The organism is Mycobacterium mantenii, from assembly GCF_010731775.1.
GTDB lineage: Bacteria > Actinomycetota > Actinomycetes > Mycobacteriales > Mycobacteriaceae > Mycobacterium > Mycobacterium mantenii.
Genome location: NZ_AP022590.1, coordinates 2,936,264 through 2,953,362, shown reverse-complemented (window position 1 = coordinate 2,953,362; position 17,099 = coordinate 2,936,264). Strand labels below are relative to the sequence as shown.

Genomic DNA, 17,099 nt, shown 5'->3' with positions numbered 1-17,099 from the left:
AACCGGTTTGCACCAAAGATGCTGCAGCTATGGTCACCCTGGTCGAGGGCCCGACGTTCTGCCTGTCCAACGCCTACGGTGACATCGTCCCGGGAACGTCGCAGGGATTGTTTCTTCGTAACACGCGGGTGCTGTCGCGGTGGGAGCTACTCGTTGACGGACACACGCCCGACATGCTGTCCGTGCAGACCCCCGAACCCTTTACCGCACAATTCATCTTGCGCAAAGCCCCGCGCGCAGGATTTTGTGACAGCAACCTGTTGCTGGTGCGTGAACGATTCATCGCCGGGGGCCTGCGCGAAACGATCACGCTGGAAAACCTCGGCCACGAAAGCACCGTGGTCTGCCTAGAAATTCATGCCGACGCCGATTTCGCCGATCTCTTCGCGGTCAAGCAGGGCCGCGCACCGCTGCACGGCGCCGAACCGACGGTGCTCGGCACCGAACTGGTGCTGGCCGACCTCACCGATCCCGCACGCGGACTGTCTGTGGTCGCCTCCGCGGATCCCACCGTGATACCCGGCGTGCTGTCCTGGCAGATCGTCCTGCCAGCCCGGCGACGTTGGCAGGCCGAGATCGTCGCGCAACCAACACCGGCACACCGCCAGGTGCCCACCCGCCGCGACCACCTCAAAACCCTGAAACCCGACCGCACCGTCAAAGCATGGCGTGACCGCACGACCGACCTAACCGCCGAGGACGAGCTGCTCACCCAGGTATTGCGCCGCACAGAAAGCGACCTGGGGGCGTTGCTGATCTGCGACGAAAAAAAAGACACCAAGCCGTTCGTCGCGGCGGGGGTGCCGTGGTTCATGACACTGTTCGGCCGCGACAGCCTGCTGACCGCATGGATGGTCTTACCACTAGATGTCGGCGTTGCACTGGGCACGCTGCAGCGGCTCGCCGGGCTGCAGGGCCGGCGCCTCGATCCCATGACCGAGGAGCAACCGGGCCGGATCCTGCACGAGCTGCGCCGCGGGCCCGGCAGCGGCGGCGCGCTCGACGGTGTCGCCTATTACGGCTCGGTTGACGCGACCCCACTGTTTGTCATGCTCTTGGGAGAGTGCTGGCGGTGGGGGGCCGACGAAACCGCGGTGCGCTCGCTGCTTCCGGCCGCCGACGCCGCCCTGGCCTGGGCCCAGAAATACGGTGACCGCGACGGCGACTGCTTCATCGAATACCGACGTGCGACCGACCGCGGGCTGATCAATCAGGGCTGGAAGGACAGCTTCGACGCGATTAACGACACCGAGGGCCGCACCGCCGAGCCGCCGATCGCGCTGTGTGAAGTGCAGGGCTATCAATATGCGGCGCTGCTGGCGCGCGCCGAGCTGGCCGAGGCGTTCGGCGACCCGGCCCAAGCCGCCGAGCTGCGTGACCACGCCGACACCCTGCGCGGGAAATTCCTCGAAGCATTCTGGCTCCCCGAAAAGGGCTGGTATGCAATTGCTCTGGACGGCAGCAAACGTCACGTCGACGCACTCACCAGCAACATCGCGCACTGCCTGTGGACCGGAATCGCCACCGATGAGCACGCCGCCGAAATGATAGAGCGGCTCGCGAGCGAGGAAATGGACTGTGGGTTCGGGTTACGCACCCTGGCCTCGACGATGGGCGCCTATAGCCCGATGAGCTACCACAACGGTTCGGTGTGGCCGCACGACACCGCCATCGCGGTGGCCGGCCTGCTGCGCTACCGGCACCTTCCCGGAGCGATCACACTGGCCGAGCGCCTTGCCGACGGTCTGCTCGACGCGGCCGACGCGTTCGACGGGCGCCTACCCGAATTGTTCTGTGGATTCGCCCGATCACGGTTCTACCGGCCGGTGCCCTACCCGACCGCGTGCGCACCGCAAGCATGGGCCAGTGCCGCACCGCTGCTGCTGGTGCGATCGCTTCTCGGCCTGGCTCCCCACGTACCTCAGCGCACCTTGACCGTGGTTCCGCACCTGCCGCGTCGATGGGGCCGACTGACCCTCACCGATTTGCGGCTTGGCCCGGCCACCGTCCAACTGCAAGCCGAGGGCCAAACGGTGACTGCCCAAGGAGTGCCCCACGACTGGCAACTGGTCACGTCAAAACCAGCCGATGACTGCACGGACTAATACGCTCGACGCGTTACGCCGACAAACGACCCCCGCGGATGGGACTTCGGCCCCTACCGTATGGCAACGCATAAGTTGAAAGATCGAAATGGTAAGTCCTACAACAACCAACCACGAAGGAGCATCATGGCTGATCTCCCTGCACGTCGTCAACCTCGCTCGTGGCTGCCGGACTGGTCCGATTTCTGGTCGGATGTATGGACCGGTTTCCCATCGCGGACAGGGCTGCGTCCGATGATCGACGCCCACCTGATCCGACTCGAGGACGAAATGCAAGATGGGCACTACCTATTGCGTGCCGAACTACCCGGCATCGATCCAGTCAAGGACGTCGACATCACCGTGTGCGACGGCCAGTTGACGATCAAGGCCGAACGCAGCGAGAGAAAAGAATCCAAGGGCCGCTCAGAGTTCTCCTACGGCTCATTCACCCGCGCGGTCACTTTGCCGGCTGGCGCCAACGAAGACGACATCAAAGCCAGCTACGACAAGGGCATCCTGACCGTCGACGTGACCGTGCCCGAACAGGCAGCCATGGCAGCCGCGGAGAAGCACGTCGCGGTACAAGCCGCCAGCTAACCCGACATCCCCGATGGTCCCGGAGTCGAATCAGGTTCCGGGACCACCGCCTAATAGCGCTCCGAGGAAGTCACTAGCGAGCATCACTGCCGTCGAGCTTCTCGACGGCAGGGTCGTGTCCCTACGCTGGCTGGCTGGCCAAGACACCGAGGCCGTATTGGCGCTTCACAAGGATTTACCCGACCAGGACCTGTATCTACGCTTTTTCACAATGCGGCCCGCGCATCTGGAACGGCTCGCGCAGCAACTCACCCGACTCAACGGGATGTGCTGCGCTGTGGGCGCCTTCGATGGCGATCGATTGATCGGTGTGGCCCACTACGTGGTGAGTGATGACGATCCCCAGACCGCCGAAGTGGCGATCGCAGTCGCGCACGACGAGCACTCGGTCGGTGTAGGAACCGCTCTGCTCGAACACCTCGGCGAGGTCGCGATCTCGCGGGGAATTCGCCGATTCACCGCCGACGTGTTAGCGACAAACCATCTGATGCTGCAGGTGCTCTCCGACGCCAACTGGCCGCATAAGCGGCTTTCCGATGGTGGACTGGTTCTGCGCTTCCGGATCGACCTACCCGACACCCCATGAGTGCTCTTGGAATCGCTCGACGACTCTTCTTGGCCGACCGCAAAGACAGACGGGTACGGCTGCCGGGCCGACTCTGCCTAATACAAGCGCGAAACAGGGGGAGGCGCCAGAATTTTCACGGGCGTCGATGATCATCGCGCCTGGACACGCAGTACCTGTGGTCAGCGAACCTACATCAACTACCGTCGGCGGTGCCGGCCTCCTCCTCATCGAGGGTGACTGCTGCACAACCGCTTTCGCGATACCGGCCGTATCCGCAAATGTGCACCGACGACGCCTCGCCGGAGTACGGCGCATCAGGCCGTATGCGAATCAACCAGCGACCGTTCTAGTTGTTCTGATAAGGGGCCCAATGGCCCTACAGGTTCCCGGCCTATCGCCCTAGGTTCCGACTATCAGCCAATAGATCCGGATGTTAAGGAGAAAGCTATGACCACTGCACGTGAAATCATGCACGCCGGAGCCAACTGTGTCGCCGAGCACGAAACACTGACCGCCGCAGCCGAGCACATGCGCGATCTGGGTGTAGGTGCCCTGCCGATCTGCGGCGATGATGACCATCTGCACGGAATGATCACCGACCGCGACATCGTCATCAAGTGCATCGCGTCCCGCCGTGACCCCAATACCGTTACCGCGGGTGAACTGGCCCAGGGCAACACCTATCGTGTCGACGCCGACGCCACAGTTGAAGAGATGCTCAACCTGATGGAGGAGCATCAGATTCGCCGGCTACCGGTAATCGACAATCACCGGTTGGTGGGAATCGTCAGCGAAGCCGATATCGCACGCCATCTTCCCGAGCACGCGATCGCCCAGTTCGTGAAGGCCATTTGCTCGCAGACGGCTATCACCAGCCACTAACTCACGCCAGAATGTCCGTGTTGATGCCCCGCTCGCGCTGCGGCGCCTCGAGGGTATACACGGGGTTTGCGATGGCAAAGTGGCCCTTTCAACGGGTTGCCTTTTGGAGTTTCTGCCTCACAACACCATCGCGGTCGGAGACGCCGAGAACGACTTGTCCCTATTCGGCATTCGCCGAATCGGCGCAGCGGTCGCCGATGCCGTTCCTTCGGTCAAAGAACATGCCGATCTCGTCCTCGATGCACCGCGGCACCTGCGACGACGCAACCTCGACCCAGATACCAGGAAGCCAGGGCCGCGGCTAGCCAGAAATGAGGAGCTGACATGGCTAATAACCGTTACCTTGAAGTCATTAAACGTCTGCTCGGTGCAGAGATGTACTTGCGTCTGCGCAGGGAGGCAAAAGAACGTGAACCGCAACGTCCGGCCGCTGAGGAAAAGCCAAAATGACCACACAGAAAGCGCGCGGCGGGCGCGAAACCGATCATGGGGACTTAGGCTCGGTCTGCGGGATAGCGTCGTGTTGGAATCGCACGCTCAATTGCCCACGACGGCGGGATGTGAAGCATCCCGGGTTTCATGCACCCTCGGGGTTCTGTGAGCCGGCCGGTTGGTCGGTCACGTGTTGGGAATAGTACTGGGCTTCGGCTTCGGCGGGTGGGACTCGGCCGAGGCGGTGCATGAGGCGCTGCTGGTTGTACCAGGCGACGTAGTCGGCGGTGATGTACTCGACGTCACCGACCGTGGTGAGCGGCCCGCGACGGAACGGGGAATCAGGCCGGATGCACTCAGTCTTGTAGAGTCCGATCGTGGTCTCGGCCAGAGCATTGTCATAGGCATCGCCGACACTGCCGACCGAGGGTCGGATGCCCGAAAGGGCAAGTGTTTCACCGAATCTCACGCTGGTGTACTGCGATCCTGCGTCGCTGTGGTGGATGGCGTCCTCGATCGGGTGACCCTGACGCGACCGCAATGCGACGGCCTGACGGATCGCCGATTCGACGAACTGGGTCTGCTTGGAGGCGCAGGCCTCCCATCCCACGATCGCCCCGGCGTAGGCGTCGATGACGAATGCGACGTAGACGAACACCCCCGTGACGAGCTTGACGTAGGTGAAGTCCGCAACGAGCAGCTGGTTGGGTGCGCCCACCCCGAACTGGCGATCCACCAGATCCGGTGGCCTCACCGCCGCCGGGTCGGCGATCGTGGTGCGCACGGCCTTCTGGCGGCGTACGCCCTGCCACCCGTTTCGGCGCATCAGGCGTTCCACCGTGGACTTCGCCACCGGGATGCCTTTGCGCTGCAGATGTGCCCACATCTTCACCGACCCGTACAGCGACTCGGGCTTGCGCCGGCCGTGCTCATCGGGTTCGTAGTAGCCGGCCAAGACCTCGCTGATGGTGGCGTCCCACAGGGCTCGCTTCGACGGTGCCCGCTTGACCCAGGCGTAGAAGGTGCGTGGGGCGATCGGCACACCGTGCTCGGTGAGCACGCGGCAGATCGGAGCGACCCCGAAGCGGTGCCTGTGTTTGGCGATGAACTCGCAGACCGAACTGGTCAGCGGCGGTTGCGCGGGTCGCTCTCCCGCACGAAGAAAGACGTTGCCGCCTTGAGGATTTCGATCGTCTGCTCGAGCTCGGCGTTGCGCCGCTTGAGGGCGCGGATCTCAGCGGCCGCCGCCGAGGAGACACCGTCACGATCACCGTCGTCGACCTGCTGCTGACGGATCCAACTACGCAGCGTCTCGGCCGTCATCCCCAACCGCTTGGACACCGCCGTGATCGCCGCCCACTCACTTGGGTAGTCAGCACGGTGCTCCAACACCAGACGGACCGCCTTGGCCCGCGTCTGCGGGTCGTACTTGCTCGGCATGACATGCACCTTCCCAAGGAAGGAGGTGCGCATCAAACGCGGGATGGTTCAATGTTTGGTGGGTGAAGGAAGACCGGTGGTGAAGTACACTGTGTGGCCGTAAAGCTGCGCCGGTGGTCTCGGCGCTCAGCAAGGTTCCGGGACCGCCTGTCTCCCTAGAGAATCTGTACATCTGAGCTGTCGTTGGGGCCGTTCATGTCATCTATTTGTGTGGACGTTAAAGAGTGCAGTGCGGCGACGGAAGGTCCTGCAGGACTGGGACTTCGGCAAGGGAACGACCACCACAGATTACGACCCGTGGACGATGAGGTTGGCATCGTGGTCGAGGGTGACGTACGTTCCGAAGCGCCGGCTGATGCGCTCGAGGGTAGAGCGCAACCATTCGCTGTCCTGGTGTGAGGCGTGGTCGAGCCGCATTCTGCGGGCCCGCATCGGCGTCATGTGCAAAGTGGTGAGGTTGCCGGTGTCGGGCTCGATCGAGGCAAAGTACAAAAGCCGCAGTTCATTGCGGTAGGCCTCGAAGCCCTTGATGCCTTCGTAGTCGTTGATGGCGTCCCCGCAGCCGTACAGGATGAGCTTGCCGCGGTAAACCTCGATCGGTCGTGGGTGGTGTGACGAGTGCCCGTGCACGACGTCGACCCCGGCGTCGATCAGTCGGCGCGCGAAGCGAACTTGGCTGCGCGCAACGTCGTAATCCCAGTTGGACCCCCAGTGCAGGGATACGATTGTGATGTCGCCGGGCTGTTTTAGCGCAAGTACCCGGTCGGTCATCTCGGTGGCGGTGCGATTCAACAGGTTCGGAATGAAGGCGACGCCCGCCCGGGCCGCGGTCGCGGCCCAACCGCGGGGAATGCCACTAGATTCCGTTGCGCCCGAGGCAATCACGACGTGATGTCCGTCGGACAGGGTCACTATCGCGGGGCGTTCGGCGTGGTCGGAGTCGAGCCCAGCACCCACATGCGCGATTTCGGCCCGGTTCAGCGCCTCCAATGTATCGATAAGACCGCGCTGCCCGAAGTCGAGGATGTGGTTGTTGGCCAGTACGCAAACGTCTGGTCGCATCGCGGTCAGGCACGTCATGTTGTCGGGGTGCATGCGGTAGTGCACAGACTTGCCGTGCGCGAGTTCGCCGTCGGCGGTGATGGTGGTCTCGAGGTTGATCAACCTCAAGTCGGGCGCGAAGTGGTCGACGAGGGCCAGCGCTTCCCCCCATGGCCATGCGAAATCGACCGGCCGGGGAATCGGGCCGCTGGTCTCCTCGGCGTACCTCACATAGCTGCGGGCGTCGTCAGCCATGGGCTCCCGCAATGTCGGATCTCCCGGGTGGGGCAGTATCTGGTCGACGCCACGTCCTGTCATGACGTCACCGCACAGGAAAATCGTTCGGCCACGGCCAGACTGGGCGATCATGGGCTCGGCTGTCGATCGTGACGAAGCCGCGACGGTCGCACGGAGGCGAGTTGTGCCCGGCTACACGACCGATCCGCTCGAGCTGCGTGTCGAATCACTGCGATGTTGCTCGACCCAGTCATTGGTCATCACCAGTTTAGTCGGTACGGCTGGTTCCGCGACGCCAAGTCGTCGATGAATGACCGTTGTGTTGAAAGCGCATTGGATTCCCAGGTAGGCCAGAAGACACGGTCGGTGACCGGCGCTGCCGCAGCATGGATGACGGCCGGTGGATGACCGCCATCGTGAGCCAAGACCGACAACTTCTGGTCGAACAGGTCAGCGACGTCGTCATCCCGATCGTCGCCGAGCAGGACGGGTAACACGTCGCATTGCTCATCATCATCGACCGGCCGAGCTAGCTCGGCGACGTCGGTCTTATCGGCGTGCGGAATAGGGATCACGGTTGGAGTCCCATCAGTTTGGGCAGCGAGCGGATGTGCGAACCGTCATCGGCGGCTGTTTGGCTCGTTCGCAGTCACCGCCCCCGGCCTCCGCCCAATAAGGCACCCCAGGCTTGGTCAACGGCCGTAACGACCGCGTTATCGAAGTCGCGAGGCACATCGTTTTCAGCGATCGTCACGAGCGCATCGGCCAACTCCAACGGGGCCACACTATGGCGTTTGGCTGTTTGCACGATGTCGATGAACGCCTCATCGAGCCTGCAATGACGTAAGGCAACCAGTATGCCCTCGGCAGCGCCGAGATTGCGCTGGGCGCTGCGGTGAACCATCCCGCGTTTGATGCGCACCTCCTTCCTTGGGAAGGTGCATGTCATGCCGAGCAAGTACGACCCGCAGACGCGGGCCAAGGCGGTCCGTCTGGTGTTGGAGCACCGTGCTGACTACCCAAGTGAGTGGGCGGCGATCACGGCGGTGTCCAAGCGGTTGGGGATGACGGCCGAGACGCTGCGTAGTTGGATCCGTCAGCAGCAGGTCGACGACGGTGATCGTGACGGTGTCTCCTCGGCGGCGGCCGCTGAGATCCGCGCCCTCAAGCGGCGCAACGCCGAGCTCGAGCAGACGATCGAAATCCTCAAGGCGGCAACGTCTTTCTTCGTGCGGGAGAGCGACCCGCGCAACCGCCGCTGACCAGTTCGGTCTGCGAGTTCATCGCCAAACACAGGCACCGCTTCGGGGTCGCTCCGATCTGCCGCGTGCTCACCGAGCACGGTGTGCCGATCGCCCCACGCACCTTCTACGCCTGGGTCAAGCGGGCACCGTCGAAGCGAGCCCTGTGGGACGCCACCATCAGCGAGGTCTTGGCCGGCTACTACGAACCCGATGAGCACGGCCGGCGCAAGCTGAGTCGCTGTACGGGTCGGTGAAGATGTGGGCACATCTGCAGCGCAAAGGCATCCCGGTGGCGAAGTCCACGGTGGAACGCCTGATGCGCCGAAACGGGTGGCAGGGCGTACGCCGCCAGAAGGCCGTGCGCACCACGATCGCCGACCCGGCGGCGGTGAGGCCACCGGATCTGGTGGATCGCCAGTTCGGGGTGGGCGCACCCAACCAGCTGCTCGTTGCGGACTTCACCTACGTCAAGCTCGTCACGGGGGTGTTCGTCTACGTCGCATTCGTCATCGACGCCTACGCCGGGGCGATCGTGGGATGGGAGGCCTGCGCCTCCAAGCAGACCCAGTTCGTCGAATCGGCGATCCGTCAGGCCGTCGCATTGCGGTCGCGTCAGGGTCACCCGATCGAGGACGCCATCCACCACAGCGACGCAGGATCGCAGTACACCAGCGTGAGATTCGGTGAAACACTTGCCCTTTCGGGCATCCGACCCTCGGTCGGCAGTGTCGGCGATGCCTATGACAATGCTCTGGCCGAGACCACGATCGGACTCTACAAGACTGAGTGCATCCGGCCTGATTCCCCGTTCCGTCGCGGGCCGCTCACCACGGTCGGTGACGTCGAGTACATCACCGCCGACTACGTCGCCTGGTACAACCAGCAGCGCCTCATGCACCGCCTCGGCCGAGTCCCACCCGCCGAAGCCGAAGCCCGGTACTATTCCCAACACGTGACCGACCAACCGGCCGGCTCACAGAACCCCGAGGGTGCATGAAACCCGGGATGCTTCAGGTTGGCGTCGCCCAGCGCAATTTAGTGCGGCTGCAACGATTCTTGGGCCGCAGCGATTACGCGGGCGAAGACGTCTTAGTGCCGATCGCTCCGAAGCGAGCAGACGAATTCATGCTCGAGCTGCTTTCTCATCCACCACATGAGCCGTCTGGCGAGCTCGGAGGGCAGTCAGCGGATCTGCACCGACTGCGCATAACCGAGCCGTCGCTGCCCACTGTCACGATCGAAGGGAGGCGACCGTCGCGGCCATCGAATCAGCCCCGTGCTAGGGACCGAAGTCGCAGGTGTTTAGTTGGGGGTCGAGGTATGCGAGCGCCCGGTCGGCGGTGTTTGACAGCCTCGTGCCCGAGACCGTCTCAGAAAGCCTCGTAAATCCTGTCCGTACCTTCGCGGATCGCCCGGGCAGAAATCTGCTGAGTGATCACAAGATCGACGTCGTGCATTGGGATACCCACTGCGTCAAGCACTTCGCACAGCGAGTGTGCTGGCCCTCCTGGGGTCCAAGCGTGGTGGCGGTTGCGGAATGGATTGGCGACGATGCTCGGAGTTCTCAATTCAATTAAGATCGAACAGCTTCTGTACGGCGAAATAGATGGACGCTTCGCGTGAGCGCTTGGGGTAGCCACCAAGAGTTCACCGGCGAGGATGCTGCGCGGGGGATGCGGAAGCTCGTCGAGCGGCTGATGCCGATACTGCGGTCCTGACGAGGAGCCGAGGGACCTTTGGCCATCCGAGTTGGTGACGTGATACCCCTCCCGCCGACTGGCCGAACGTGTGCACGATTGAACTCCGAATGAACGGAGAAGCGCATGAAGGCAAAGGTCGGTGACTGGCTGGTAATCAAGGGCACCACGATCGACCAGCCAGACCAACGGGGACTGATCTCCGGGGTTCACTCACCAGATGGCGCACTCACCATATGTGGTGCGGTGGCTCGCCCCGGTCATGTAGCGCCCGTATCTCCGGGCGTCGACGCGGTTGTCGTCACGGCCGTGGAGCAGGCGGACGCCGACGAGTGTGCCCAACACCGGTTCGGTGCCGTGCAGTCAACCATCGCCCACGATAAGAGCAAGTAGGCGCTTTCGAACACGATGAAATCGGCTTCCATGGCTAGGTGGCCGGTGCAGATCCGGCGCCGTGATGGGACGCTCGCTCCCTTCGACATCAGACGGATTGAGGCAGCGATAGCGCGCGCCAGCCGCGAAGTCGGTTATGACGACCCGGACATGCCGGCCGTGCTGGCCAAGGCTGTTGCCGATGCGCTAGGGCCCAGAGTTGTACCCATCGAACGGATTCAGGATTTTGTTGAGGCGCGGCTCGGCGAATCCGGCCTAGACGACGTCGCCCGCGCCTATATCATTTATCGGCAGCGGCGCAGCGAGTTGCGCATGGCTAAAGCTCTGCTCGGGGTTCGCGACGAGCTGAAGCTGGGCCTGTCCGCAGTGGCGGTGCTGCGGAAACGCTATCTCCTGTGCGACGAGCAGGGCCGGCCGACGGAGTCGACCGGTGAGATGATGGACCGAGCGGCGCACTTCGTCGCCGGCGCCGAGGACGGATACCGGCGCGGCACGTCGGCACGGTGGGCCGAGCGCTTCTCGGCGCTGCTGCGCAACCTTGAATTCCTGCCGAACTCGCCCACGCTGATGAACGCAGGCACCGACATCGGACTGCTCGCCGGATGCTTCGTTCTACCCGTTGAAGATTCGCTGCGCTCGATCTTCACGACGCTTGGACATGCTGCCGAGATCCAACGCACTGGCGGGGGTGTCGGTTACAGCTTCAGCCACCTGCGACCCGCCGGGGATCGAGTGCCCATTACGGCCGGCACCGCGAGCGGACCGAATTCGTTTCTTCGACTGTTTGACACTGCGGCGGATGTGGTCTCGATCGGTGGTCGCCGCCGCGGCGCGTGCATGGCGGTTCTCGACGCGTCGCACCCGGATATCTATGACTTCGTCACTGCCAAAGCCGAAAGACGCAGCGAGCTTTCGCATTTCAACCTGTCGGTCGGCGTCACCGACGCGTTCCTGCGCGCCGTCGAACGCGGCCGCACACACCGCCTAGTCAATCCCCGAAACGGTAAGACCATCGCGCGGATACCTGCCGCCGAGCTGTTCGACGCCATCTGCGAAGCTGCGCACGCATGCGGCGATCCCGGGGTGTTGTTTCTCGACACGATCAACCGGGCCAACCCAGTTCCGGGACATGGCCGAATTGAGGCAACTAATCCGTGCGGAGAGGTTCCGCTGCTGCCCTACGAGTCATGCAACCTCGGCTCGATCAACCTAGCCCGGATGGTCGCCGATGGTCGCATCGACTGGGATCGGCTGGCCGCGGTGGCAAGGCTAGGGGTGCGGTTCCTCGACGACGTCATCGATGTCAGCCGCTACCCATTCCCCGAGCTGGGCGAGGCCACCCGGGCGACCCGCAAGATCGGGCTGGGTGTGATGGGTTTGGCCGAACTACTTGCCACGCTGGGCATCCCGTACGACAGCGAGGATGCCGTGCGGTTGACCGGCCAGGTCATGCGTCGCATTCAGCAGGAGGCACACACGGCGTCGAGGCAGCTGGCAGAAGACCGGGGCTCGTTCCCCGCATTCGCCGACAGCAGGTTGGCGCGTTCAGGGCCGCGGCGAAACGCACAGGTCACCTCCGTTGCTCCGACAGGCACCGTCTCGCTGATCGCCGGCACCACCGCCGGGATCGAGCCGATGTTCGCCATCGCCTTCACGCGCGCCATCGTCGGCAGGCACCTGCTGGAGGTCAACCCGTGCTTTGACCGGCTGGCCCGCGACCGGGGGTTATACAGCGACGAACTGATTGCCGAGATCGCACAGCGCGGGGGAGTGCGAGGCTATCCGCAGCTGCCAGACGAGGTGCGGTCGGCGTTTCCGACCGCAGCCGAGATCGCGCCGGCGTGGCATCTGCGTATACAAGCCGCCGCGCAGCGTCACGTCGATGCCGCCGTTTCCAAGACGATCAACTTGCCCGCGACCGCAACCATTGATGACATCCGCTCGATCTACCTGGCCGCCTGGAAGGCTAAGGTCAAGGGCATCACGGTGTATCGGTACGGTAGCCGCGGGGGCCAGGTATTGAGCTACGCCGCGCCGCAACCGGCACTGGCCCAGGCCGACACCGAGTTCAGCGGCGGCTGCGCTGGACGATCCTGCGAATTCTGATGACATTTCCTAGCGGCGAGCACACGCAGACTCGCACTCGCGAGCCACGTTTCGTTCGCTGCCGCATCTGCTCGCGCAGGCCCTCCGTTACCTTTGGGACTACGACTTTCGCCTGTTTACCGGAGAAGGCACGGCCACTCGGGTGTCTTGTACGGCGCTGCCACGTCAAGAGGCTCCCGATGTTTGGCAAGGTCGATTATGTGATCGACACCGTGCAGTGTGTCGTAAGTATCGACGAGCAACGTTGTGCCGGGATAGAAGCGGGCGAATGCATCAAATGCGTCCAGTTCGTTATCGAAGGTTTGAATGAGGCCGTGAGCCATCGTGCCGAACGCAGGGATTCCGTACTCGCGGGCCGCAAGCAGATTCGACGTGCCCGCTATGCCGGCGAGGTAGCTGGTCCGTGCGACCTTGCCACCAATGGCGCGCGATTCCCGAATGTGAAGAAGTCGGGCTTCTCGCTGGCGGCAAGCGATGGTTTCATCACATCAACCCACTTCTGTTGCGTCGGAATTTCTTTGATCCTGCTGCGGTCCGGTAGGAAGGCATAGAAACAAAAGTCATGCTCGGTCGTTCCTCGGACCGGCTGAAGTCCGTGCCCGATGAGGTCTTTCGTCACCTCGCTCGCCCGCGTCTGCTGCTGGATCGATGCGGACTACGAGCTTGCGTCCAAGCGGCCACCCGCCCGCGTGAGCACGTTAGCCCCGAGGACCTTGCGGCGCAGGCCACCAACCTCAAGGAGGAACTTCTGGGCAGTCACTACGACGGGCCATATCCCGGCCCCTCGATGACCCTCCGCCGATGATTACAACAGCCGCCTGCAGATCCAACACGTGTGTTCAATTAACGCGGCCAAATGTGAGCCCTGAAGTGACTTATTCCCCGGGCTTTCGTGCCTTTGCGCCCTTATCGAACGGCCTACTGTCACCCAGCATGGACCCGTCCGGGCCCGGCTTTCAAAGGAGTTGGTCAATGAAGTCGCTCATCATCTGCGTTTCAACCTCACACGGCAACACCCGTAGGGTGGCCGATCGGATGGCTGAGGTCCTTGATGCCGAAGTCGTCGAACCCGAATCAGTGGACCCCGAGAACCTTTGCCAATACGACCTCGTCGGTTTTGGGTCCGGCATCTATTACATGAGCGTGGACACGCGGCTACGCAAGTTGATACGGCGCCTACCCCACGTTGACGGCATCCGCGCGTTCACTTTCTTGACCAGCGGCGCCGGGCAGATTCCACTGTTGGACTACAGCAAGCCAGTGCGAAACCAGCTCGCGTCGAAGGGCTTTAAGGTACTCGGTTCGTTCACCTGCCGCGGCTTCGACACGGTTGGACCATTCGGGTTCATCGGCGGGATCAACAGGGGACGGCCCAATGACCACGACCTCGAGCATGCCGCGGCATTCGCGGCACGCGTTCGTATACGAGTCGCGGGCTCTCCGGCTGCTTCCTGAGCAATGGCACCCGAAGAGCGGGCAGCTCCGGTCCTGGCGCTGGTGCGCGGCCTCGTCGCCGAGGTTCACCCGCACGCCACGCCGCCTTCAGTAACGCTTGACAGCACGTTCGACAACCTGGGCATCGGCAGCCTTGAGTTGGCGGAGCTGCTGTTGCGCGTCCAGGACAAGTTGGGAGTGGCACTGCCGCCTGACACTCTCGCCAACGCGGAGACGCCGCGCGACCTCGCAGCGGCGGTCGCCCATGCACATCCCGCCTCGCGAAGCGTCCGGCTGGATGGTCGCGGCATGGTTTCACTTCCGGCTGCCGCGCCGGGCGCCCTGCTGCCAGAAACGGCGTCGACCTTAAACGATGTGCTCAACTACCACGTCGCCGCTAACCCCGACCGGACGCACATCCGCGTCCTCGATGATGATGGCGGTCCCGTGGACCTGACCTACGCGGCGTTGCGCCAGGAAGCGGCGGCCCTGGCGGCCGGGTTGATCGCGCATGACGTCGTGCCGGGCGAGACGGTGGCCATCATGTTGCCCACCTGCCGGGCGTATTTTGTGACCTTCGCCGGTGTAGTCGTCGCCGGCGCGGTGCCCGTTCCGGTCTACCCGCCGGCCCGGCCGTCCCAGCTGGCGGATCACCTGCGTCGCACGGCCGGCATCCTCGCGAACGCCCGGGCCACGCTGCTGGTCACCGTGCCCGAGGCTGTTACTCTCGGGCACCTGCTACGCGCCAACGTCGAAAGCCTGCGTCACGTGGTCGTCCCCGAATCCCTCACGGGCGCGAGCGAAGACGTGCTGCCGCGACCATGCGCCGACGACCTCGCGCTGGTGCAGTACACCTCGGGCAGCACCGGGCAGCCCAAGGGGGTCGCTCTCACACACTCCAACCTGCTCGCCAACATCCGCGTGATGGGGCAGGCCGCGGCGGCGTCCGGGTCGGACACGTTCGTCAGCTGGCTGCCGCTGTATCACGACATGGGTCTGATCGGCGCATGGCTGGGGTGCATGTATTTCGGTGTCCCTCTGGTGGTGATGAGCCCGCAGTCGTTCCTGATTCGTCCGTCACGATGGCTCTGGGCCATCCATGCCAACCGCGCCACCATGTCGGCCGGGCCGAACTTCGCCTATGAACTCTGCCTTTCCAAGATCCGCGACGACGAGATCGAAGGGCTCGACCTGAGCTCGTGGCGATTGGCTTACAACGGCGCCGAGCCGGTCAGTGCTGCGACGATCGAGCGCTTCGGTGATCGCTTCGCCCCCTACGGGTTTCGGCGTGAGGCGATGACGCCGGTGTATGGGCTGGCCGAGTCCTCGGTGGGCCTGGCGTTCCCGCCGCTTGGGCGGGGCCCGCTCGTCGATCGAATCCGTCGAGACACATTCGTGCGGTCCGGACGGGCCGAGGCGGCAAGGCCCGGCGAGGCGGACCTTCGTTTCGTCGCTTGTGGCCGACCCTTGCCGGGCCACGAAATCCGGATTGTCGACGCCGCCGGCACCGAGCTGGGTGATCGCTGTGAAGGCCGCGTCGAGTTCCGCGGTCCGTCGGCAACCGCCGGATACTTCAACAACGCGCCGGCGACGCGTTCGCTGTTTCATGACGACTGGCTCGACACGGGGGACCTGGGATACCTGGCCGACGCCGACCTATACGTCACCGGTCGGGTCAAGGACGTCATCATCCGTGCCGGCCGCAATTTGCACCCGGCCGAGCTCGAAGAGGCGGTTGGCAATCTCAAAGGCGTTCGCAAGGGCTGCGTGGCCGTCTTCGCCTCTCCCGACCCGTCGGGGGGTGCCGAACGACTCGTCATCCTGGCCGAGACCCGCGCAACCGGAGACGACGCCCGCGCCGCGTTGCACTCCGAAATCGGGGCTACCACAGTCGATCTGCTTGGCGTGGCTCCCGACGACGTGGTCTTGGCGCCCCCGCGCACGGTACTGAAGACCTCGAGCGGCAAGATCCGCCGTGCCGCTACCCAGGCTATCTACCAGGCGGGAAAGATCGGCGCACGACCGCGGGCGGTGTGGTGGGAATTGGCCCGCCTGCGCCTGCGTGGCGCAATACCGTCGATCCGTCGCGCCCGGCGCGTGGGCGCCGCTGTGGCGTTCGCCGTCTGGGCGTGGGTGGTCTACGCGGTCTTGGGGTTGTCGGTCGTCGTATTGTTGCTGCTGCTACCGCGACCGCGGTGGCGCTGGTGGGTGGCCCAGGGGGCGGCGCGGCTGCTGGCTCGTTTTACCGGGACGGCGATCACCGTGCGCGGACTTGACCACCTGCCACGCGGAACGTCCATAGTGGTGGCCAACCACCCCAGCTGGATCGACCCGCTGGTGCTGGCTTCGGTGATGCCCCAATCGTTTCGCTTCGTCGCCGCCGAAGTGCTCGAGCATCAGGGGCTAAACGGATTCGTGCTCAAGCGGCTGGGCCAGCATTTCGTCGAGCGCCACGAACGTGAACACGGCGTGGCCGACACTGGCCGACTGACCACTCTGGTGCGGGCCGGGCAGTCGCTCGTCATCTTCCCAGAAGGCCGGCTGGCGCGTGCCCCCGGTTTGCGGCCCTTCCGCATGGGCGCATTCGCGGTCGCCGCCAGAAGTGGCGTGCCCGTCGTCCCGGTGGCCATCCGCGGGACGCGGACGATACTTCGGCCCGAGCATCATTTTCCGCGACGGGGGGCGGTCGACATCACGGTTGGTGAACCGATCCGGACGTCGGGCGCCGACTGGGCCGCGGCGGTCGAACTGCAGCACGCAGTGCGGAAGGCCGTCTTGGGCCTTTCGGGGGAGCCGGACCTCGAATGATGAATGCCGATGGTCGCGCGGCCCCGCTGGCAACCGCTTGACCGTCGGATCGTTAGATACCCATTGGAACGCCGGATTACTCGCTGCGCTTGCTTACCGCTCCGTCGGCGCTTGGCACTACGTCGCGGAAGAA

The 17,099-nt window shown here is 64.0% G+C and carries 13 protein-coding genes and 3 pseudogenes; 12 read left to right on the top strand and 4 right to left on the bottom strand.

Going from position 1 to position 17,099, the window contains the following annotated elements:
- The first annotated feature begins 29 nt into the window (after positions 1-29).
- The 6 genes and pseudogenes from G6N50_RS13190 to G6N50_RS29715 all read left to right on the top strand — a co-directional run bounded on the left by G6N50_RS13190 (position 30) and on the right by G6N50_RS29715 (position 4,584).
- Entirely contained in the window at positions 30-2,105 is a 2,076-nt protein-coding gene (locus G6N50_RS13190) for an amylo-alpha-1,6-glucosidase (protein ID WP_232068986.1), read from the top strand.
- 123 nt (positions 2,106-2,228) lie between these two features.
- Complete coding sequence (locus tag G6N50_RS13185) at positions 2,229-2,684, top strand: Hsp20/alpha crystallin family protein (RefSeq protein WP_169926983.1); 456 nt, start codon at positions 2,229-2,231, stop codon at positions 2,682-2,684.
- A 211-nt stretch (positions 2,685-2,895) separates the two neighbouring features.
- Positions 2,896-3,270: a GNAT family N-acetyltransferase gene (locus tag G6N50_RS13180; RefSeq protein WP_158086114.1), complete on the top strand. Its 375-nt coding sequence runs from the start codon at positions 2,896-2,898 to the stop codon at positions 3,268-3,270.
- Positions 3,271-3,699: 429 nt separating this feature from the next.
- The gene (locus G6N50_RS13175) at positions 3,700-4,134 is read left to right on the top strand and encodes a CBS domain-containing protein (protein WP_083099406.1); all 435 of its coding nucleotides are present in this window, start codon (positions 3,700-3,702) and stop codon (positions 4,132-4,134) included.
- 79 nt (positions 4,135-4,213) lie between these two features.
- Positions 4,214-4,363: pseudogene (locus G6N50_RS29380) on the top strand (HAD hydrolase family protein); the annotation flags it as partial.
- Between the two features lie 95 nt (positions 4,364-4,458).
- Positions 4,459-4,584: a hypothetical protein gene (locus G6N50_RS29715; protein ID WP_264028851.1), complete on the top strand. Its 126-nt coding sequence runs from the start codon at positions 4,459-4,461 to the stop codon at positions 4,582-4,584.
- Between the two features lie 127 nt (positions 4,585-4,711).
- On the opposite strand, the gene G6N50_RS13165 is transcribed toward G6N50_RS29715, so the two are convergent.
- From G6N50_RS13165 to G6N50_RS13155, 3 genes are all read right to left on the bottom strand, one after another.
- Positions 4,712-6,006 (bottom strand): IS3 family transposase gene (locus G6N50_RS13165; RefSeq protein ID WP_163650845.1). Its coding sequence is split into 2 segments (ribosomal slippage): positions 4,712-5,733 and positions 5,733-6,006, totalling 1,296 coding nucleotides; the frame shifts between segments, so codons are not numbered across the junction.
- A 288-nt stretch (positions 6,007-6,294) separates the two neighbouring features.
- The gene (locus tag G6N50_RS13160) at positions 6,295-7,416 is read right to left on the bottom strand and encodes a CapA family protein (RefSeq protein ID WP_163650844.1); all 1,122 of its coding nucleotides are present in this window, start codon (positions 7,414-7,416) and stop codon (positions 6,295-6,297) included.
- Positions 7,417-7,933: 517 nt separating this feature from the next.
- Positions 7,934-8,206: a transcription antitermination regulator gene (locus G6N50_RS13155; RefSeq protein WP_142275835.1), complete on the bottom strand. Its 273-nt coding sequence runs from the start codon at positions 8,204-8,206 to the stop codon at positions 7,934-7,936.
- 25 nt (positions 8,207-8,231) lie between these two features.
- On the opposite strand from G6N50_RS13155, the pseudogene G6N50_RS13150 reads away from it, so the two are divergent.
- From G6N50_RS13150 to G6N50_RS13135, 4 genes and pseudogenes are all read left to right on the top strand, one after another.
- Positions 8,232-9,525, top strand: a pseudogene (locus G6N50_RS13150) (IS3 family transposase).
- A gap of 156 nt (positions 9,526-9,681) precedes the next feature.
- On the top strand, positions 9,682-9,738 hold the full coding sequence (locus G6N50_RS30110; protein ID WP_249026067.1) for a hypothetical protein: 57 nt from the start codon (positions 9,682-9,684) through the stop codon (positions 9,736-9,738).
- Between the two features lie 613 nt (positions 9,739-10,351).
- Entirely contained in the window at positions 10,352-10,618 is a 267-nt protein-coding gene (locus G6N50_RS13140; protein ID WP_083099471.1) for a DUF1918 domain-containing protein, read from the top strand.
- A gap of 30 nt (positions 10,619-10,648) precedes the next feature.
- Entirely contained in the window at positions 10,649-12,724 is a 2,076-nt protein-coding gene (locus G6N50_RS13135; RefSeq protein ID WP_142275783.1) for an adenosylcobalamin-dependent ribonucleoside-diphosphate reductase, read from the top strand.
- Between the two features lie 182 nt (positions 12,725-12,906).
- On the opposite strand, the pseudogene G6N50_RS13130 reads toward G6N50_RS13135, so the two are convergent.
- Positions 12,907-13,137 (bottom strand): annotated as a pseudogene (locus G6N50_RS13130) (nicotinate phosphoribosyltransferase); the annotation flags it as partial.
- 520 nt (positions 13,138-13,657) lie between these two features.
- Here G6N50_RS13130 and G6N50_RS13125 point away from each other — a divergent pair.
- Together G6N50_RS13125 and G6N50_RS13120 are read left to right on the top strand one after the other, a co-directional pair.
- Positions 13,658-14,179 (top strand): flavodoxin family protein, encoded by a 522-nt coding sequence (locus tag G6N50_RS13125; protein ID WP_083099476.1) that lies wholly within the window; start codon positions 13,658-13,660, stop codon positions 14,177-14,179.
- Between the two features lie 3 nt (positions 14,180-14,182).
- Positions 14,183-16,966, top strand: coding sequence for an AMP-binding protein (locus G6N50_RS13120; protein ID WP_083099478.1), 2,784 nt, complete (start codon positions 14,183-14,185; stop codon positions 16,964-16,966).
- The last annotated feature ends 133 nt before the right edge of the window (positions 16,967-17,099 follow it).

Coding starts and splice junctions, on each gene's coding strand:
- G6N50_RS13160 (WP_163650844.1), bottom strand. CDS start 7,416: ATGATCGCCCAGTCTGGCCGTGGCCGAACGATTTTCCTGTGCGGTGAC.
- G6N50_RS13190 (WP_232068986.1), top strand. CDS start 30: ATGGTCACCCTGGTCGAGGGCCCGACGTTCTGCCTGTCCAACGCCTAC.
- G6N50_RS13135 (WP_142275783.1), top strand. CDS start 10,649: ATGGCTAGGTGGCCGGTGCAGATCCGGCGCCGTGATGGGACGCTCGCT.
- G6N50_RS29715 (WP_264028851.1), top strand. CDS start 4,459: ATGGCTAATAACCGTTACCTTGAAGTCATTAAACGTCTGCTCGGTGCA.
- G6N50_RS13125 (WP_083099476.1), top strand. CDS start 13,658: ATGGACCCGTCCGGGCCCGGCTTTCAAAGGAGTTGGTCAATGAAGTCG.
- G6N50_RS13140 (WP_083099471.1), top strand. CDS start 10,352: ATGAAGGCAAAGGTCGGTGACTGGCTGGTAATCAAGGGCACCACGATC.
- G6N50_RS13175 (WP_083099406.1), top strand. CDS start 3,700: ATGACCACTGCACGTGAAATCATGCACGCCGGAGCCAACTGTGTCGCC.
- G6N50_RS13120 (WP_083099478.1), top strand. CDS start 14,183: ATGGCACCCGAAGAGCGGGCAGCTCCGGTCCTGGCGCTGGTGCGCGGC.
- G6N50_RS13180 (WP_158086114.1), top strand. CDS start 2,896: ATGCGGCCCGCGCATCTGGAACGGCTCGCGCAGCAACTCACCCGACTC.